At 64.9% G+C, this 18,786-nt stretch carries 19 protein-coding genes; 13 read left to right on the top strand and 6 right to left on the bottom strand.

Annotated features, from left to right (window positions below):
* The 4 genes from H156_RS0109135 to H156_RS0109120 are packed head-to-tail and all read left to right on the top strand — an operon-like array spanning position 1 to position 3,635.
* Positions 1–645 carry a paraquat-inducible protein A gene (locus H156_RS0109135; protein WP_026045939.1) on the top strand — a complete coding sequence of 215 codons (645 nt, stop codon included), beginning with the start codon at positions 1–3 and terminating at the stop codon, positions 643–645.
* Positions 638–1,318, top strand: a complete 681-nt coding sequence (locus H156_RS0109130) for a paraquat-inducible protein A (protein ID WP_017365235.1) — start codon at positions 638–640, stop codon at positions 1,316–1,318. The genes H156_RS0109135 and H156_RS0109130 overlap by 8 nt, the downstream gene beginning before the upstream one ends.
* Positions 1,315–3,033, top strand: a complete 1,719-nt coding sequence (locus H156_RS0109125; protein ID WP_017365234.1) for a PqiB family protein — start codon at positions 1,315–1,317, stop codon at positions 3,031–3,033. The genes H156_RS0109130 and H156_RS0109125 overlap by 4 nt, the downstream gene beginning before the upstream one ends.
* Positions 3,030–3,635 (top strand): PqiC family protein, encoded by a 606-nt coding sequence (locus H156_RS0109120; RefSeq protein ID WP_017365233.1) that lies wholly within the window; start codon positions 3,030–3,032, stop codon positions 3,633–3,635. The genes H156_RS0109125 and H156_RS0109120 overlap by 4 nt, the downstream gene beginning before the upstream one ends.
* Positions 3,636–3,683: 48 nt before the next feature.
* On the opposite strand, the gene H156_RS0109115 is transcribed toward H156_RS0109120, so the two are convergent.
* The 3 genes from H156_RS0109115 to H156_RS0109105 all read right to left on the bottom strand — a co-directional run bounded on the left by H156_RS0109115 (position 3,684) and on the right by H156_RS0109105 (position 9,265).
* Entirely contained in the window at positions 3,684–5,093 is a 1,410-nt protein-coding gene (locus H156_RS0109115) for an esterase-like activity of phytase family protein (protein ID WP_017365232.1), read from the bottom strand.
* Positions 5,094–5,204: 111 nt separating this feature from the next.
* Positions 5,205–6,416: a hypothetical protein gene (locus H156_RS0109110; RefSeq protein ID WP_017365231.1), complete on the bottom strand. Its 1,212-nt coding sequence runs from the start codon at positions 6,414–6,416 to the stop codon at positions 5,205–5,207.
* 116 nt (positions 6,417–6,532) lie between these two features.
* Positions 6,533–9,265, bottom strand: a complete 2,733-nt coding sequence (locus H156_RS0109105; RefSeq protein WP_211221993.1) for a WD40/YVTN/BNR-like repeat-containing protein — start codon at positions 9,263–9,265, stop codon at positions 6,533–6,535.
* Between H156_RS0109105 and H156_RS0109100 the strand changes: the two genes are divergently transcribed.
* Complete coding sequence (locus H156_RS0109100; RefSeq protein WP_428829183.1) at positions 9,227–10,243, top strand: M14 family zinc carboxypeptidase; 1,017 nt, start codon at positions 9,227–9,229, stop codon at positions 10,241–10,243. The two genes, H156_RS0109105 and H156_RS0109100, sit on opposite strands and share 39 nt — an antisense overlap.
* Entirely contained in the window at positions 10,236–11,027 is a 792-nt protein-coding gene (locus H156_RS0109095) for an alpha/beta fold hydrolase (protein ID WP_017365228.1), read from the top strand. The genes H156_RS0109100 and H156_RS0109095 overlap by 8 nt, the downstream gene beginning before the upstream one ends.
* Before the next feature lie 81 nt (positions 11,028–11,108).
* Here H156_RS0109095 and H156_RS0109090 read toward each other — a convergent pair whose 3' ends face one another.
* The 3 genes from H156_RS0109090 to H156_RS0109080 all read right to left on the bottom strand — a co-directional run bounded on the left by H156_RS0109090 (position 11,109) and on the right by H156_RS0109080 (position 12,703).
* Positions 11,109–11,609 carry a DUF6597 domain-containing transcriptional factor gene (locus tag H156_RS0109090; RefSeq protein ID WP_017365227.1) on the bottom strand — a complete coding sequence of 167 codons (501 nt, stop codon included), beginning with the start codon at positions 11,607–11,609 and terminating at the stop codon, positions 11,109–11,111.
* Positions 11,610–11,825: 216 nt separating this feature from the next.
* Positions 11,826–11,978 carry a hypothetical protein gene (locus H156_RS17025; RefSeq protein ID WP_017365226.1) on the bottom strand — a complete coding sequence of 51 codons (153 nt, stop codon included), beginning with the start codon at positions 11,976–11,978 and terminating at the stop codon, positions 11,826–11,828.
* A 164-nt stretch (positions 11,979–12,142) separates the two neighbouring features.
* On the bottom strand, positions 12,143–12,703 hold the full coding sequence (locus tag H156_RS0109080) for a CDP-alcohol phosphatidyltransferase family protein (RefSeq protein WP_010959732.1): 561 nt from the start codon (positions 12,701–12,703) through the stop codon (positions 12,143–12,145).
* A 183-nt stretch (positions 12,704–12,886) separates the two neighbouring features.
* Here H156_RS0109080 and purM point away from each other — a divergent pair, with 183 nt between their 5' ends.
* The 7 genes from purM to rng all read left to right on the top strand — a co-directional run bounded on the left by purM (position 12,887) and on the right by rng (position 18,786).
* Positions 12,887–13,924, top strand: coding sequence for a phosphoribosylformylglycinamidine cyclo-ligase (gene purM / locus H156_RS0109075; protein WP_017365225.1), 1,038 nt, complete (start codon positions 12,887–12,889; stop codon positions 13,922–13,924).
* 29 nt (positions 13,925–13,953) lie between these two features.
* The gene (locus H156_RS0109070) at positions 13,954–14,685 is read left to right on the top strand and encodes a glycosyltransferase family 2 protein (protein ID WP_017365224.1); all 732 of its coding nucleotides are present in this window, start codon (positions 13,954–13,956) and stop codon (positions 14,683–14,685) included.
* A 12-nt stretch (positions 14,686–14,697) separates the two neighbouring features.
* Positions 14,698–15,072 carry a cupin domain-containing protein gene (locus H156_RS0109065; protein ID WP_010959735.1) on the top strand — a complete coding sequence of 125 codons (375 nt, stop codon included), beginning with the start codon at positions 14,698–14,700 and terminating at the stop codon, positions 15,070–15,072.
* A gap of 75 nt (positions 15,073–15,147) precedes the next feature.
* Positions 15,148–16,245: a quinolinate synthase NadA gene (gene nadA / locus H156_RS0109060; RefSeq protein ID WP_026045936.1), complete on the top strand. Its 1,098-nt coding sequence runs from the start codon at positions 15,148–15,150 to the stop codon at positions 16,243–16,245.
* 9 nt (positions 16,246–16,254) lie between these two features.
* Positions 16,255–16,722, top strand: a complete 468-nt coding sequence (gene rlmH / locus H156_RS0109055) for a 23S rRNA (pseudouridine(1915)-N(3))-methyltransferase RlmH (RefSeq protein ID WP_017365222.1) — start codon at positions 16,255–16,257, stop codon at positions 16,720–16,722.
* 4 nt (positions 16,723–16,726) lie between these two features.
* Complete coding sequence (locus H156_RS0109050) at positions 16,727–17,335, top strand: Maf family protein (protein WP_010959738.1); 609 nt, start codon at positions 16,727–16,729, stop codon at positions 17,333–17,335.
* Positions 17,332–18,786 (top strand): ribonuclease G, encoded by a 1,455-nt coding sequence (gene rng / locus H156_RS0109045; protein ID WP_010959739.1) that lies wholly within the window; start codon positions 17,332–17,334, stop codon positions 18,784–18,786. Before H156_RS0109050 ends, rng begins: the two co-directional genes overlap by 4 nt.

Here is an 18,786-nt window from a genome sequence, read left to right as displayed (position 1 = left end):
ATGATGGGATCCGGCACGAGCGAGTATGCAGTCGCCGAGTACGCCCTCGTCGCCTGCCACGACTGTGATCTGCTGTTCCGCAAACCCCGGTTGCAGCCGGGACAGAAGGCGCGTTGCCCCCGTTGTGGTGCGGTTCTGTTTCAACGCAAGCGCAGCAGGATGGATCAGCCGCTCGCGCTGGCATGCACCAGCCTGGTCCTGTTCATCCTGGCCAATGCTTATCCCTTGCTGAGGATGAACATCGCCGGGCGGGTTCAGGAGGGCTCGTTGCTGACCGGCATCGAGGAGCTCTATTCGCAAGGCTATTGGGAGATTTCCGTGCTGGTGTTCGTCGTCACTTTGCTGGCGCCACTGGCCAAGATGCTTTGCCTCTTCTACGTGCTGCTGCCGCTGTGGCTGTTCGGACGGCGGGCGCCGAAGGCGGAGCGGGTGTTCCGTTGGATGGAGCAGTTGTCGCCCTGGGCCATGACGGAGGTGTTCATGCTGGGCATCCTGGTGGCCGTGGTCAAACTGGCCGATCTGGCCGTTCTCTCGCCGGGCCTTGCCCTCTATTCCTTCGCCGGACTGATGGTGTCCATGGCGGCGGGGGATGCCGTGCTGGATGATCACGAGATCTGGGAACGGCTGGAGGCCGCCGGTGGCTGAGCATCAGAAGACCGCCGCCGAAGCCGGCTACCTGCTCTGCCACTGCTGCCGTCTGCTCAGCCGGCCGCTGCCCGGCTCGGTCCGTCCCCGCTGTCCGCGCTGTGGCGCGGTCCTGCACCGGCGCAAACCCAACAGCCTGGCGCGGACCTGGGCGCTGACGCTGACGGCTTACATCCTTTACATTCCCGCCAATCTGCTGCCGGTCATGACCGTGACGATGTCCGGCCGGGGCGAGCCCGACACCATCCTCAGCGGCGTCAAGGAACTGATCGTGGGCGGGATGTGGCCGCTGGCCCTGCTGGTGTTCTTTGCCAGCATCGTAGTGCCGGTGCTCAAACTCCTGGTAATGACCTTTTTGCTGCTGTCGGTCCAGTTCGGTTCGTCTTGGCGGCCGTGGGAGCGCACCGTGCTTTACCGGCTCACCGAATCGATCGGACGCTGGTCGATGATCGACATTTTCGTGATCACCATCCTGGTGGCGGTGGTCGAACTGGGCGCCCTGGCGACCATCGAGGCCGGCGCCGGCGCCGTGGCGTTCGGCGGCGTGGTCGTGGTGACCATGTTCGCGGCGATGAGTTTCGATCCCCGCCTGATCTGGGATCGCATGGCGTCGAAGGACGGCGAGGTTTCTTCCCACCCCGGCCCCGAGGCGGGTTACTGGATGCAGCAATGAACGAATCCCCAAAGGAAGGCGCCGGCGGCGCGCCGGACTACGATGTCTGGGAGGCGGAGGTCAAAACCTCCCGCGGCCTGCCGCTGGTCTGGCTGATCCCGCTGGTAGCATTGGGTATCGGTATCTGGCTGGCCTATAGGACGCTGAGCGAGGAGGGACCCACCATCACGTTGCTGTTCAAGGAGGCGCCAGGGCTCGAGGCGGGGAAAAGCAAGATCAAGTTCAAAGACGTGGAGATCGGCACGGTCGAATCGGTGGTGCTGAACGAGGACCTGACGGGGGTCGTCGTCACCGCCAAGATGGAGAAACACGTCGCCACCCACCTCGGTGAAAACACCGCCTTCTGGGTGGTGAAGCCGGAATTGGGGCTGGGCGGCGTCTCCGGTCTGGACACGCTGATGGCAGGAAACTACATCGCCGTCGAGTTCGGTGGCGGCAAGGTCGTCCGCAGATTCGTCGGACTCGAGCGTCCGCCCCGGATCAAGGCGGACACTCCGGGTCGCTCGTTTTTCCTCTCGGCGGACAATGCGGGGCCGCTGAAATACGGCACGCCGGTCTATTTCCGTGACATCGAGGTCGGGCAGGTGGTGAACGTCGGGCTGGCCGAGGACAACCGGAGTGTCCAGGTCGAAATCTTCATCGACGCGCCTTATCACCGCCTCGTACATAACAGTACCCGCTTCTGGCAGGTCAGCGGGATCGATCTGTCCCTCAGTGCCCAGGGCGTCAACCTCAAGGTCGGTTCGATCATGTCCCTGCTCCAGGGGGGCATCACGTTCGAAACGCCGACACTCAACGATCCCAAGGTGCAGTCCAGCGAGCCCAATACCCGTTTCAGGCTGCACAAGGATTTCGCCAGCATCGCCGAAGGGACCTATACGCTGCGCCAGCCTTATCTGCTGTTCTTCGACGACTCCGTGCGGGGGTTGAACGTGGGCGCGCCGGTCGAACTCAAGGGCATCCGGGTCGGCACGGTGACCGAGTTGAAGCTCGCGCTGGATTTCGGCGCGCATAAGATCCGGATTCCCGTGGTCATCGAAATCGACCCCGAGCGGCTCATTCCCTATGGCGCGGAGGAAATCATCGAGCGGGCGAAGAAGGAATATAAGGCGGCGATGGAGGCCGGCCGCCGCCCCTTCATGGAAAAACTGGTGGAGCGTGGTCTCCGCGCCCGGCTCAGGACCGGCAACCTCCTGACCGGGCAGCTTTACGTCGACCTCGACTTCTATCCGGAAAGCCCGCCGAAAAGCCTGGATTACAGTGGCCAGTACCCCGAGCTGCCGACTCTGCCCTCGGTGGCGGACGAACTGCAGCGCAACGTCACCGAGATCATTGCGAACCTCAAGAAGATACCCCTGGACAAGATCGGCCAGGAGCTGCTCGGCACCGTGCAAGGCAGCAATCGCCTGCTCAATTCGCCGGAACTCAAGGAGGCCGTCGGTTCCCTGAACCTTGCCCTGAAGGACCTGCGTCATCTGGCCCAGACTGCGGACCGGGAAATGGTGACCCTCACCGCGGCGGCGGAAAAGAGCCTCAGCTCCACCGCCAGGGTGCTGGAGCAGCTCGAACCGGGCTCGGCGATGGCGGTGGACATCAGCAACGCGCTGGAAGAACTCGCCGCCTCCGCCCGTTCCATCCGCGCCCTGACCGACTATCTCGAACGCCATCCGGAAGCCCTGCTGCACGGCAAGGGTGGATCGGGAGGCAAGCCATGAGGGAACCCGCGATGCGATCGACTTTTCTGACGGCGAGCCTCGGCGCGCTGTTGCTGACCGGCTGCGGCACCAGCCCCGACACCCGCTTCTACGTGCTCTCCGCCGTCCAGGAGCCGGCCCGTGCGCTTGCCGGTCAGGAGCGCGAGATCGCACTCGGCGTGGGCCCGGTCGAATTGCCGGAGTACCTGGACCGTCCCCAGATCGTGACGCGGAGAGGCCAGAACGAGCTCCAGCTCGCCGAGTTCGACAAATGGGCGGAGTCGCTCAAAGACGGCGTGACCCAGGTGCTCGCGGAAAACCTCGCGACGCGCCTTCCGAGCCGGAAAGTGGTGACCTACCCTTGGAAGCGTTCCGCCCAGGTGGACTATCAGCTCGTGGTGAAGGTGACCCGCTTCGAAGGGAGCGGCGGGGAGGCGGTGCTGAGCGTGCGCTGGTCGGTGTCCAGCGGCGACGGCAAGACCGAACTGCTGGTCCGTGAATCCCGCTACGCGGAGCCAGCCGCCGGCACGGACTACCGGGCGACCGTGGCCGCCATGAACCGGGCGTTGGCCCGGTTCAGCAGGGACGTAGCCGAAGCGGTGCGGAGCCTGGGCCGGGTTTGATCACGCCAGACCCGGTCAGGACCGGCAGCGCGTCTCCCTCCGGTGGCTTCACCTGAAGGTGAAGGAGGCTCCTGCGATCTTTTGTTTCTGGAACACCGTCGGCTTTCCTCCCGCGTCGGTGCCCAGGTCGGCATCGTCGAAGGCGAACACGTAGAAGTTGTTCGGATTGGCGACGCCGTCGGGGTGGTTGGAGTCGGTGATGCTGGGCAGGAAGTCGTTGTCGTTGGCGACGAACAGCGTGTGTCGCTTCCGGCCGTCGATCGTGACATCCGGGCCGAACGCGATGCCTTCGATCTTGGAGGGGATGTCGTAGGCGCTGATGCCGGCGTCGGCCAGGGCCGCCTTGAAGTCCAGGAACAGGGTCTTGGGGACGGCGTAGGCGGACAGGTCGCCGCTGATTCCACTCACGTCGGCGGCGCCGGCGAGGTCGATCTTGAACAGCTTCTTGACCTTGGCGGCGCTGTCGTCGCCCAGTCCCTTGCCATCGCGTTCGTCCACCAGGAACTCGTGATCGTTGATCGCGAGGATTTCGCTGACGCCGGAGCCTTCCGTCAGCCGGTAGGCGTATTCGTGGGTCACGCCGGTCGCGATGCCGAGGGTGACGATACGGACGCTGTTCTTCTTGTCCTGTGTCAGGTTGGCCTGCATGACGCCAACCAGGGTCTTGCCGTCCGGGGTGATGGCCAGGCCCTCCATGCCCTTGTTGGCGATGCGCCCCACCGTGTTGCCGGCGATTTCGTCAGCGCTTCTGGGGCTCGGGGTTGTGACGGCGAAGTGGTCGGGCAGCGTGAACGATTTGATCCGTTTACCGCTGAGACGGTCGAACTGGTAAACGTAGGGGCCGTATTCGTCGGAGACGAAGACGCTGCGACCGTCATTGGAGAGACGGATGCCTTCCGGGTCCAGCCTGCCGTTGTCGGGGTTGGTCGAGGGGGCGGCGGGGTCGAAATTGTCCGAGCGGCCGGTGAAATAGAAGCTGCGCCTGCCGTTCAATGCCGGTGCGCCGCTCCCCAGGGTGTGGCTTTCGTCCGTGCCGAGGGCGCCGGTTCCGTAGACGAGCGGAGTGGCGCTGAAGAAGAGAGTGGTGGAAAGCAGCACGGGTGTCAGGGTGAAGGGGAGACCCGATCCGCCGCCGTTGCGCTTGAGCTGGAAATCGAAGGTCTGGAAGCGGTTGATGTAGGAGGCGGTGTCATCCACCAGCGGGTTGTAAGGCGTGGCGTTCGGACCGCGGTCGGGCAGCGCGAGGAACAGGGAGCCGCCGGCCCAGGCCAGTCCGGAGCCCAGGCCGCCGAGAACGTTGCCGCTGACCCCGGCTTCCAAGGGAGCGTGGGTTCTGGCCGCCCGGTCGAAGGAGGCGGGATCGGCGCTGCCGATCGCAATGAGGTCTATGCCGGCATGGCAGGCGTTCGCGGCGAACAGGGCCGCGGCGACGGTGGACAACTGCATTTTCTTGGTCATGGGTCGGTCACCTCGGGTGGATGGAACCCGGAAGGCTAGCAGCCGACCGTGACATGGCGGTTGCAGTAGGATGAAGAATGTTTTTTTGCCGCGACGACAAGGCGATGTGAGTCATTCCATCTGCACGAATTCATCGGCGAGTTCGACGTAGTGCGGTTTGCCGAGTATCTGTTTGGCGTACTCGATGGCCAGGATGGATTCCATGTCTTCCCGGCTCAGTGAGTCCAGGTAGTGCCCGTCGCGAAACAGCGCCTGTACCTCGCCGTCGGCGAGCAGGCCTTCTTCCTCGCAGCGCTTCCGCAATCCGGCGAGGTAGTCCTGTGTGAGCCGCTTCAGGCGGGACTGTGGCAGGCGCGCCACGGCGCGGAAGTTCCGGGCCAGTACCGCGGTGTCGTCGGTGCGGGGATGCTCGGCGATCCGCTTGAACACATCGCCGAAGCGCCGCAGGCCGCTGAAGATGTGTTGGCTGTTGACCACGTTGATGCCGGCCCAGCCGGCTCGGATCCATTTGAACGCGCCGAAGCGCGTTTTCGGCGGGCTGGTCTCGGTTTCGAGGTAGAACGCCACCGATTGCGAGCCGTACATATAGGTGCTGGCCCAGCCGAGTCCCGTGCGGTTCAGACCGGTCTGGTCGGTGTAGAGATAGTCCCAGTTGTCGTCCGGTCCTACGATGATGCCCTTGCGCCCGACCCTGGACTCACCGGTCTGGCTGGAGAGGCTGATCAAGAGTTTGCGTCCGCCCACCCGGGTCAGGAGGAGGGTGCGGTACAGGTCGTATTCGTAATAGGCGCCGGAGTGGCTGTCCGGCGAATTGACCAGGTGCTCCATTCCGGTGACCACGACCGGCTTGTCCGGCGCGGTCGGCTGGGCCCACAGTTCCGGCAGCCTTTGTCCCGGGGCGTCGACCGTGGTCCAGCGCTCGGTACGCACGGTGGAGGGGGCGGAGAATACCGAAGGAATGTCGTTGCTGTAGGTCAGGCGGAGCAGGTGGTCCAGGCTGCGGCGGAGATCAGATTCGTAGTAGGCCGAGGCGGCGCCATTGCGCTCCCCGGCGCGGTAGAGCCTCGCTTCGTCTTTTGGGCTTGCGACGAAATCGAGGAGCCGGCCGATGCGGGCGGCGTCGAACCGGTGGGGATCGAGCCGGTTCTTGCCGACGAAGCCGAGCAGGTAGTCCAGTTCGCCGTTCAAGGCCGCGGGCAGACTGGTCTCCCGGTCCGTCGGGTCTGCGAGGCAGGGGGGGGAGGCGAGCGTCAGGAGGGCGAATGCCAGACAAAGGTTTCGTTTGTCCTTCCAGTTGGATTTGAGCCGCTCAATCACCGTCATGTCCCTGTCACGCAGAAAATCACCGGCGATTTTACAGCGTCCGGGTGCCGGCGTCGGAAGCCTCGGATCAGATCATCCCGGCAGCGGGACTGTTGCCGGGATGGGAAAGGCGCCGCCTACTTGAAGCCGACGGTCCAAACGCCTCGTCCGAGGGTGGCGGCGACGAGCACATGGTGTTCGCCGTCATAGCGCAGGTCGTTCACGAGCGCATTGGCCAGTCCTTTATCCACGGTCGCCCAGTCTCCTCGGGTCTCGGGACTGCGGAGTTGCGCGACGCCATAGCCGCCACCCGCGACCAGCACGGTGTCCGGGGAGTACGAATCGGCGCCTTTCACCGTAAGGGTCTTGACCGGACCTTTCAGCAGGTCTTTCAGGTTTGCGGTGAGTTCGCTCCAGCTCTGACCTTCGTCGAAAGAAGCCCAAATCCGGTCTTTGTCGTCCACGACGAAGACGTGCCCATAGTCCTGCGGATCGATGGCGAGATCGACGACACCGCTGCCCTTGTAGCTGGCCAAGGCGGCAACCTGCTCGCCAACGTTCGTGCGGTGCAGAATCCGCCCGTTGGTTTCTCCGGTTGCCTCCGGTTCTTCAGCGTTGGCGACTCCAGCCGTGGGAAGGGATTTTTCAACGTCATCGTCTTCGGGCTGGGGATCCTGTCTGCTGCTGGTGCCCGCATACAAGACGTCCGCGAATTCGGCGCCCTGCCGGCGGCCGCCGTAAGCCAGGGCTTTTACATAGCCGTCGCCTTCGTATATGGCATCGAGCAGGTCGCCGCGGTTCAAGGATTCGTAAAGCTTCGTCGTGCCGATGAGCATCCGCTTCGGATCGACGAGGTTGAGGACGTAACGGTTGTAGAACTGCACGGTGTCGTCGACCCTCGTCAAAGGCTTGCCGGTCCCCTTGACTCGAAGCCTGACGGCTTGCTCCGACCCCTTGATCATGCGGCCCCGGGCATTCCAGGCCGATCGGGTGAAGAATCCGAGTTCTGCGTAGGTGTAGTAACGAATCGATTTGCCCGGATGACCATTTACATCCGAGTCCACGGCGACCACGCCGCCGTCGCCTTCGATGAGCGTCTTCCAGGAGAAGTCGTTTTGAGCCGTTTGGGCGGCGGAGCCGTTGTCCTGGGTGCCGCAGAACGCCAAGCCGCTGAGGGGATCGTAAGCTGCGGAGATGGTTTCCGCCAACCGGAGATTCCCGAGCACGGAAACCCAGCGGCGGCGCTTGCGGTCAGCGGGCTTGACCAGTCGATAGATTCCGCCGTCGTTGGCCTGCAGGAGATTGCCGTCGGCATCGAACACCATGTTCCGCGAATCGGCGTGGGGTGAGGTGCCGTTGGCGCCTTTGCAGACGGCGGGTTCCCATCTCCTGCCGTTGTAGCGGTAGACGTTGGCGCTCCACCTGGTGCAGCCCAGGGCGTTAGGATTGGTTACCGAAATGTTCCCGCCGTTGGCTGGTCCGGTCTGGACGTCACCACTGAGATATACGGCATTCGGGTCGCCGATGTCGGCGAGCAATGCGCCATGAATGGATGCCTGTGCTCCAGGGGATACATTCGGTATGTCCGGAAGCTTCGTCCAGTTTGCCCCTCGATCGGAGGATCGGTACACGCTGTCCCATACGTCTTTGTATTCCTCTTTCCCGCTTTTGTCCGTCTTCTTTTTCTGGACGGCCACGGCGGCGTAAAGCACATTGCCGCCTTCGGAGTGATGGAGGGACAGCAGGATACGCAACGACGGGTCGGGGCCGTCCACGGGTGCAGTGCCCATGCGCGACCAGGTGACGCCGCCATTGTCGCTGCGGTAGATGCCGGGTTGTCCGGAATTCGGCTCGGGGCCTCTGTCGGGTGAAAGCGAGGGGGCAACGGCCGGGATCGCCGCGTATAGTCTTTGCGGGGCGGCGGGATCGGCAATGAGGCTGCTGACCCCGGCGTCCGGCAGTCCCGATCCGTCCTTGCCCGAAATGCGCTCGAATTTCTCTCCGCCGTCAGTGCTGCGGTAGACGCCGCCTTTTTCGTAAAAGTTGGCAGCCAGCACCACGTTTCCGTCATCCATCGCCGTGGGCACGATGCTGGTCACGCGCTTGTCCTTGAACGTGTCCGTCGCCAGCACCTTCCATGAGGTACCGCCGTCATCGGAGCGGGCGATGCCGAAGCCGGGGTTTCCCTCGCCGCCGTTGGAGCTGGTGCTGCCGGTGCCGGCAAACAGCCGGTTGCGGTTGAGGGGGCTGGAGGCTAGCGAGGCGATGGAAAGTGCCGGCAGCTGAGAGTCCGTCAAGGGTGTCCAGTTGGGGGAGACATCTTTTGCATTGGTCGTTTTCCAAACTCCGCCATTGACCGTGCCCACGTAAAGAATGTCGCCATTCGACGGGTCGGGCACGATGGCGTTGATGGCGCCCGACACGGGGTTGCGCGGATCTTTGAGGCCTTCCGTCTGGCCGTTGATGGTCGGGCCAGGGCCTTGCTCCACCCAGTCGGCTAGGCTGGGGTCCGCAGTCATTGCGCCCAACAGCGCCGAAATGCAGCAGGCGAAGCGAACCGGCCGCTTGGCGGTCCGGGCAATCGTGTGGGTGTCGGTCGGCATCAAGAGGTTCTCCCGGTCGGTTATATTTGTTTGGTCGGGCGGTCCAGGTTTGGTGCCCGCATCTAGCGTATCAAAAGTAGTGTTACAGTCGGTATTGGAGACGGGGTGAATCCGGGTTGACCCTCCTCCCCATACATTTACAATGCCCGCGCCATGATCGCATCCCAAGAGCACATCTTCCGGGCCGAGGATGAATCCCAGCCACTCACGCGCAACCTGCTGCGGGGATTGCCGGAACTGCGCGAAATCCTGCTGCTGGTGGAACATCTGAAGGAGTTTCCCGAACTCGGCCGGGTCGAAACCCTGGCGCGGCTGCGGCACGGCGAGGAGAGTTTTCCGCTGCTTGCGATAAGTTTCGGCCCCGCCGATCCGACCACACCGGTGCTGGCGCTGTTCGGCGGCGTGCACGGCCTCGAACGCATTGGTACCCGGGTGGTGATCGCCTATCTGCGCACCATCCTTGAACTCGCCCGCTGGGACGAGGTGACCCGGGAGATGCTGCGGAAGACCCGGCTGTTGATGGTGCCGCTGGTCAATCCCGTCGGAATGTATCTGAAGCGCCGTTCCAACGGCGAGTTCGTCGATCTCATGCGCAACGCGCCGGTGCAGGCGGAGGGGCTATCGCCCTGGCATCTGTTCGCGGGGCAGCGGCTGTCGCCGAGTCTGCCTTGGTATCAGGGCGCCGCTGATGCACCGATGCAGACCGAGGCACAGGCATTGTGCGACTTCGTGCAGCGGGAAATCTTTCCGGCGCGCATCGCCCTGAGCGTGGACGTCCACTCCGGTTATGGCCGTGTGGACCGACTCTGGTTCCCTTACGCGAAGACGCGGGAGCCGTTTCCGAACCTGCCGGAAGCAGTGGCGCTCAAACATCTGCTCGACCGTACCCATCCCAACCACATCTATTGCATGGAGCCGCAGTCCCGCCAGTACCTGGCCCACGGAGATTTGTGGGATTACCTGTACGACCGTTACCGGGAAGATCAGCCGGCCGGCCAGTTCATCCCTTTCACGCTGGAGCTGGGCTCCTGGGCCTGGATCCGGAAGAACTGGAGCCAGTTGTTCTCCATCCTGGGCGTATTCAATCCGCGCATGCCCCACCGCGTGCGCCGCACCCTGCGTCGTCATCTGTTCCTGTTCGACCTGCTCTACCGCGCGGTGCGATCGCCGGAGCCCTGGACCGGCCTGGATCGCGGCGAGCGCCGCCGGCTCATGCAGCAGGGCCTGGACTACTGGTATGTCTGAGAGGACCGGTCCGGCGGAATGGGTGCTCATCCGCGGGCTGGTTCGGGAGAGCGCCCATTGGGACGGGTTTCCCCAGGTGTTCTCCGACGCCGTGCCGGGTGCCCGGGTCCGGACGGTCGACCTGCCCGGCAATGGCCGGCACTGGCGTCTCGACAGCCCGCTTTCCATCCGGGAGACGATGGAGTTCGCCCGCGCCGAACTCGGAACGGAAGCCGGCATGCCGCGCTATCTTCTCGCCTTGTCTCTCGGGGCGATGGTCGCCCTCGAATGGATCGCGCGCCATCCCCGTGAAATCGCGGGCGCCGTCCTGATCAACACCAGCCTGAGCGGTCTGAGTCCGCTGTACCGCCGCCTGAACTGGCGCGTCTGGCCGGAAGTTGTGCGAGCGCTGCTGACGGCCGACGTCGCCGCGAGGGAGCGGGCCATCCTCCGCCTTACAAGCCGTTCTGCCGCGGAGGATCCAGTCCGCGTGCTGGCGCGGGCCGAAGTCTACCGCCAGCGTCCGATCCGCAAGGCCAACGTGTTTCGGCAGCTTTGGGCCGCGGCTCGCTACCGCCCCCCTGCGGAAACCCCCGCCGTCCCCGTGCTGGTGCTCGGCAGCCGGGGCGACCGGCTGGTCGGCCCGGAGTGCTCCGAAGCCATTGCGCGGCACTGGGGATTGCCGTTGAAAATGCATCCGGACGCGGGACACGATCTGCCGCTGGATGACCCCGCCTGGACGGTCGAAGCCATTTTGGCCTGGCTGGGAACCGGGCCAGAACGCGAACCGGATTCGCGCGGCTGACTTCCCCGCCGATGGCCGAGGCCGGTCGGGTCTCGGCGCCGACCGGCGGTTCCTTTCCCTCGGAGTTCCGCATCGATTGCCTCAGCCGGCAGTCCTCTGCGGAAACGAAATCTCCAGCACCACGCAACCGTCGTCGGTGCGGAATGGCCCGTGGACTTCGCCCGGCGGGCGGCTGGCATAGTGGCCGGTTTCCAGCCACAGCTCGAAGGCTTGATCGTACAGCCTTCCTGAGACGATGAAGATTTCCTCCGGATAGTCGTGGCTCTTGCCGCCCAGCGCGGCGGTGTCCGCGCCGGGGAAGAAGCGGGTCAGGCGCACGGTCACCCCCGACATGGCTCCCCGGCTTTCGAGGTCGAAGCGGTGCGTCTGAAAGCCCGACACGCCGCTCAGCGTCGTGTAGGTCCGGTGCCTGTGCGTTGCCTGGATGGGATGATCGCCGCACAGAAAGCAGACATAGCTTGCCGTGTCGGGCAGCACGGTGCACGTCCCCAACTCCGGCTTCATCAGGTCGTCGTGGACCCACAGCGCCGATACGAATGGCGCGAGCAGGGGCGATGGCGGAAATGAATGAAAGGCGCTCACGGATGTGAGCCCCGCGCGGGGAGTCCGTGAGCCTGTTCGAGGTGGGCAGATCTCATTTTTTGATTATGTAACGAGATGAGCCGGTTGGTTAGGTGCAGGTCTCCCTCGTGGGGTCCGAGTCGTGTTCTTTAATGCTCCGCGCCCTGGCGCGGGGGCTTTGCATTTCTCGCTATCTGGCTTTTCGGATGAACTTGGCTTTGACCGCCCTGGCCTTCTTCAGCTTGACCGTGCAGGGTTTTTTGCCCCCCAGTCGATTTCGGCGGTCAGCGCCTTGAAGTCGATATGCGTCTCCCTTCCTCGCAGCACATCGCCCAGCCGGTCCAGCCTGGCTTCGCGTTCCTCGGCGGCGCATGGGCTCTCTCCGATCATGGCGCTTCAGCCGGGAAATTCAGGTCCGGTATTTCCCAAGCCCCCGGTTTTTCGAGGTGCCCCTTTCTGACTGGAATCTCGACGGTTGTTCCCGGCCCGATGCGTCATTCGAAGCACCCGCCTTGCACATCCGGAGAACCGCCGGATGCGAAGCCCGGAAAGCCTCACCTGCGCCCCTGCGCCGTTTCCAGCCGGTAGTTCCGCCCCCAGACGTAGACGTAGATCGCTCCGCTGGCGATCGTCGTGGCGAGGGTGGCGGCGAGCAGGCCGTCGAGCAGGAACGGGGGCAGTTCGGAGACGCCGCGGTTGAAGAGGATGGCGACGATGAACGCCAGCTGCAGCAGGGTGTTCAGCTTGCTGGCGAGGATGGGCTGGCCGTCGAAGGGGTGCAGCAGCAGGTAGTAGGCGATGGCGCCGGTGACGATCACGGCATCGCGGAGGAGGACGGCGGCGGCCATCCAGACGGGGAGGAGGCCGAGCCAGGCGCCGGCGACGAAGCAGCAGACCAGGAGCAGCTTGTCCGCCAGGGGGTCCAGGTAGGAGCCGAGCCGGGATTGCCAGCCGTAGTGCTTGGCGAGGAAGCCGTCGATCGCGTCGGATACGCCGGCGACCACGAACAGAGCCAGGGCGGCCGTGTAGCGCTCCGCCAGCATCAGGTGGACGACCGGGTAGACCAGGAATATCCGGAGGGTGCTGATGATGTTGGGGATGTGTTCTGGCCGCATGGTCGCACTCCTTACGGGACTTCGATAATCTCCGGATGGGTGAAGGCCGTCAAGCCTTGGGCGGCAGTAACGACGACGGGGCGATGGTGGTAAACTACCCTGTCGCCTTTTCCGGAACGCGCGCCGTCTTGGCCAGGGGACGGCCGGAGGGCCGCGCGGCCCCATCTTCATGCAGGAGTCTCCTTGAAAACCGAAAATCCCCTTTCTTTCGACTACAAGAGCGCCGGTGTCGACATCGCGGCCGGCAATGCCCTGGTGGAGCGCATCAAGCCGGCGGCGCGGAAGACGGTACGGCCCGGCGTACTGGCGGGGTTGGGGGGATTCGGTTCGCTGTTCGAGCTGCCGGTGGATCGCTACCGCAAGCCGGTGCTGGTGGCGGGAACCGATGGGGTCGGCACCAAGCTCCGGCTGGCGATCGAGTCGGGCCGCCACGGCGGCGTCGGCATCGACCTGGTGGCGATGTGCGCCAACGACATCGTGGTGCAGGGTGCCGAGCCGCTGTTCTTCCTCGACTACTATGCGACCGGCAGGCTGGACGTGGACGTTGCGGCCTCGGTGATCGCCGGCATCGCCCAGGGCTGCGAGCGGGCCGGCTGCGCCCTGGTCGGCGGCGAAACGGCGGAGATGCCGGGCATGTACGCCGGAGGCGACTACGATCTGGCCGGCTTCTGTGTCGGCGTGGTGGAGAAGGAGGCGATCATCGACGGCAGCCGGGTCAGGCCGGGCGACCGGTTGATCGGCCTTGCGTCATCGGGGCCGCATTCCAATGGCTATTCGCTCATCCGCAAGATCGTCGATCATTCCGGCCTGGGGCTGGATGCGCCGGTCGCCGGCCGCACCCTGGGCGACTGGCTGCTGGAGCCGACCCGGATCTACGTCAAGCCTCTGCTCGAACTCCTGAAATCCGTGGAGGTCCATGCCTTGGCCCATATCACCGGCGGCGGCATCACCGAGAACCTTCCGCGCGTCCTGCCCGTCGGAACCGCGGCCCGGATCGACACCGCCGCCTGGACCATGCCCGAGATTTTCCGCTGGCTGCAACGGCAGGGAGGGGTGGAGACTCCGGAGATGTTCCGGACGTTCAACTGCGGCGTCGGCATGATCGTGTGTGTGGCGCCGGAGGATGAGGCGCGTACCCTGGAGGCGCTGAGCAGCCTGGGCGAGCGTGCCTTTGCCGTGGGCGAAATCATTGCCGGCGAGCCCGCCGTCCATTACGTCTGAGCTCTCATCGAGCGTCCCTATTCCAAGGTATGTCCATGCGCCTTTCGGTCGTCGTTCCCGTCCATAACGAAATAGACAATCTCGAATCCCTCATCGGCGAAATCACCCGGGCGCTGACTCCGCTGGGCGATTACGAAATCGTCTACGTCGACGACGGCAGCACCGACGGGACGCTGGAGAAGCTGCGCGCTCTGAAGGCCTCGGTACCCGTGCTGCGTGTGCTCCGGCATGTCCGCTGCTGCGGGCAGAGCACGGCGCTGCGCACCGGCATCCTGGCGGCGCGGGGAGCGTGGATCGCCACGCTGGACGGCGACGGCCAGAACGATCCCGCGGACATCCCCCGTCTGCTCGAAGCCCTGGACCGGCTCGGCGGGGAAACCGGCCGCGGCATGGTGGCCGGCTATCGGCGGAAGCGCAAGGACACCGGCTGGCGCCGGTTCTCCTCGCGTATCGCCAATGCCGTGCGCGGCGGTTTGCTGCGCGACAATACGCCGGATACCGGCTGCGGCCTCAAGGTTTTTTCCCGCGCCCTGTTTCTGGAGCTTCCTTATTTCGACCACATGCACCGTTTCCTGCCAGCCTTGACCCAGCGGGCCGGTGCGCCGGTCGTCTCGGTCGAGGTCAATCACCGACCCCGCCTTTCGGGCGTCTCCAAATACGGCACATGGCACCGGCTGTGGGTGGGGATCGTGGACCTGTTCGGTGTGATGTGGCTGCAGCGGCGCGCGCGTGTTCCGCAGGTCGAGGAACTGGGTGCCTGAGGAGGGAGGGGTATGAAATCACGCACGGGCTGGCCGCTTCTGTTGCTGGCCGTTGCCGCCGGCCTGGACGGCCAGGCCATTGCCGCCGAGGCAGCTTTTTCCCGCCAGGAGCTTTTGGAGAAAGGGTTCGAGCCGGCGGCACCGCGAATCGACGTGCGGGTGGCACGGGTGGTGCTGCCGGTGGGCTACAAGACGCCGCTGCATACCCACGAAGGGCCGGGGCCGCGCTACGTGGTGCGGGGGAGGGTGCGGGTCGAGGAAGGCGGCCAGTCCAACACCTATGAACCGGGCCAGGTGTTCTGGGAGTCCGGGCAATGGATGAGCATCGAGAACGTCGGCGAAAACGAGGCGGAGATCATCCTCGTCGAGCTGGCGAAACCGAAATGAGCCGTGTCGGCCCGCTTTGTCATACCATACTGGCCCACTTGGTCATTCCTTCCGCCAGAGCAGCCAACGAAGTCCATGAGTGAAACCGCTTTATCCATACACGATTACGCGATGCTCGACGATGCCGAGTGCGAAACCCGCATCCGCGCGGCGCGGGCGGCGCTGGGCAAGCGCTGCGTGATCCTCGGCCATCATTACCAGCGCGACGAGGTGTTCCGGCACGCCGATTTCACCGGTGATTCGCTGAAGCTGTCCCGTCTGGCCTCGCAGTCGGATGCGGAATACATCGTGTTCTGCGGTGTGCATTTCATGGCGGAGGTCGCCGACATCCTGTCCCGTCCGGACCAGGTGGCTATCTTGCCGGACCTGGCAGCCGGCTGCTCGATGGCGGACATGGCGAACCTGGTCGCCGTGGAACGCTGCTGGCGCGAGCTGGCGACGGTGCTCGATCCGGAAAGCGAGGTGACACCGGTCACCTACATCAATTCGGCGGCCGACCTCAAGGCGTTCTGCGGGCGCCACGGCGGCATCGTCTGCACGTCCAGCAACGCGCAGAAAATCCTGGAGTGGAGCTTCGCCCGGCGCGGGAAGGTCCTGTTCTTCCCCGACCAGCACCTGGGCCGCAATACAGGCCATCGCATGGGCATTCCGCTGGAGGAGATGGTCACCTGGGATTTCGGCAAGCCCTTGGGCGGCCTGACGGAGGACGAGATCCGGCGGGCGCGGATGATCCTCTGGGCCGGTTTCTGCTCGGTGCATCAGATGTTCCGCCCCGAACACATCGACCGTTTCCTCGCGCAGTATCCCGACACCCGGGTGATCGTGCATCCCGAGTGCAGCTTCGAAGTCTGCCAGAAGGCGCAGTACATCGGTTCCACCGAGTACATCCTCAACACCGTCCGGGCCGCCGAGCCGAACACGCGCTGGCTGGTGGGCACGGAGCTCAACCTGGTCAACCGCCTGGCCCGCGAGGTCCAGCCGCAGGGCAAATCGGTGCATTTCCTCTCGCCCACGGTGTGCATGTGTTCGACCATGTTCCGGACCGACCCCCAGCATCTGCTCTGGGTGCTGGAGAATCTGGTCGAAGGCCACGTGGTCAACCGGATCGAGGTCCCCGCCGCCATCGCCGCCGAGGCCCGCGGGGCGCTGGAAAACATGCTGCAGGTGGCCTGATCCCGCCCCATGCAGCTCAACCTGGTCTGCGTGGGCGAGCGCATGCCGTCCTGGGTCAACGAGGGGTACGAGGAATATGCCCGTCGCCTGCCGCGCGAATGCGCCCTGATGCTGCGCGAGATCGCGCCGGGCAAACGCACCCGTAATTGCGACATCCAGCGCATCCTCGCCGACGAAGGTCAGCGGATGCTGGCGGCGGTGGGCGGCAATGCGCATATCGTTACGCTGGACGTCGGCGGCAAGGCCTGGAGCACGCGCGAACTGGCCGAGGTCCTGGCGCGCTGGCTGCGCGAAGGGCGGGACATCGCCCTGCTGGTCGGCGGACCGGATGGCCTGTCGGACGCCTGCCGGCAGCGCGCCGCGGAAAGCTGGAGTCTGTCTCGGATGACCTTTCCGCATCCACTGGTGCGGGTCATCGTCGCCGAACAGTTGTACCGGGCCTGGACCCTCCTCAATAACCACCCTTACCATCGCTGAGCCCATGCAGGCCGAAGACCTCAAGCTGATCCTCGCCTCGACCTCGCCCAGGCGCCGCGAGCTGCTGGGCCGCTTCGGCCTGCCGTTCGAGGTGCTCGGAGTCGAGGTGGAAGAGGTGCCCCGCTGCGGGGAAGCCGCCGAAGACTACGTGCGCCGGGTGGCATCCGACAAGTCCGCCCGGGGTCAGAGCATGGCGCCCTCCGATGCGGCGGTGCTGGCGGCCGACACCGAGGTGGTGCTCGACGGGCAAATCTTCGGCAAGCCGCAGGGAGCGGAACACGCGCGGGAGATGCTGGGCCGGCTGTCGGGGCGGACCCACGAAGTGCTCAGTGCGGTGTCCCTGCGTCGCGGCGACTGCCACTGGCAGGCATTGAGCGTCAGCCGGGTGAGGTTTCGCGACCTCGGGCTCGAGGAGATCGACGCCTACTGGGCCAGCGGTGAGCCGGCGGACAAGGCGGGCGCCTATGCCATCCAGGGCCGCGGCGAGCTGTTCGTGGCCGAGCTTCAGGGCAGCTTTTCCGGCGTCATGGGCCTGCCGCTGCTGGAAACGGCCCGTCTGCTGCGGCATCTGGGACTGGGGACCGCGCGCCTCCTGGCCGGAGCCGCACCATGAGCGACGAGATACTCATCAACGTCACGCCGCCGGAGACCCGTGTCGCCATCGTCGAAAACGGGGTCGTTCAGGAGGTGTTGATCGAGCGGACCCGGCGCCGCGGTCTGGTCGGCAACATTTACAAGGGCAGGGTCTGCCGGGTGCTGCCCGGCATGCAGGCGGTGTTCGTCGACATCGGGCTGGAGCGGGCGGCCTTCCTGCACATCTCCGACCTGAGCGCGGCGGAACGCGAGAAGGCCGGCACCGACAAGATCGAAGCCATCTTCAGGGAGGGCCAGGAGATCGCCGTGCAGGTCGTCAAGGACCCCATCGGTACCAAGGGCGCGCGTTTGAGCACCGAGATTTCGGTGCCCTCGGTGTACGAAGTCTACATGCCGTTTTCCAAGACTTCGGGAGTATCGCAGCGGATCGAATGCGAGGCCGAGAGGGCACGCTTGCGGGCCTGTGTGGAGGCATTCCAGCGGGAGCACGGTACCGGCGGTTTCATCGCCCGGACCTCGGCGGAGGGCGTGGACGAGTCCCTGCTGCGGGCGGACATGTTGTTCCTGCTCAAGCTCTGGAATTCCATCGCCCAGCGGATCAAGACCGCGAAGGTCAAGGTGCTGCTGCATGAGGACCTGCCCCTGAGCATGCGCGTGCTGCGCGATCTGCGCCGCACCCGGGTGGACAAGATCCGGGTCGACTCACGGGAAACCCATGCGCGGCTCACCAAGTTCGCGAGAGAGTTCGTGCCCGAGATCGCCCCGATGATCGAGCATTACGCCGGTGAGCGTCCGCTGTTCGACCTCTACGGCGTGGAAGAGGAAATCCAGAAGGCGCTGGAGCGGCGGGTGACGCTCAAGTCCGGCGGCTATCTGATCTTCGACCAGACCGAGGCGATGACCACGGTCGACGTCAACACCGGCGCCTTCGTCGGCGGGCGCAACCTCGAGGAAACCATCTTCAAGACCAATCTCGAGGCGGCCCAGGCCATCGCCCGTCAGCTCCGGCTGAGGAATCTGGGCGGCATCATCATCATCGACTTCATCGACATGCGGGACGAGGATCACAAGGCACAGGTCCTGCATGCCCTGAGCCGGCACCTCGAGCGCGACCCGGCCAAGAACACCATCAGCGAGGTGTCGCCCCTGGGCCTGGTGGAGATGACCCGCAAACGCACCCGCGAGAGCCTGGAGCAGGTGCTGTGCGAGCCGTGCCCCGCCTGTGGCGGGCGCGGGGTGCTGAAGACGGCGGAAACGACCTGCCTGGACATCTTCCGCGAGATCATCCGCGAGGTGCGCCAGTACCAGGTTCAGGAACTGCTGGTGCTGGCGTCCAACGAGGTGGTGGAGCGGCTGCTGGACGAGGAGGCGGACACGCTGTCCGAGCTCGAATCCTTCATCGGTGTCCCGATCAAGTTCCGCGCCGAGTCCCAGTACAACCAGGAACAGTACGATGTCGTGATCCTTTAG

Source organism: Methylococcus capsulatus str. Texas = ATCC 19069 (assembly GCF_000424685.1).
In the GTDB taxonomy this organism is placed as follows: Bacteria; Pseudomonadota; Gammaproteobacteria; order Methylococcales; family Methylococcaceae; genus Methylococcus; species Methylococcus capsulatus.
This window is presented reverse-complemented; position numbering and strand designations above follow the sequence as displayed.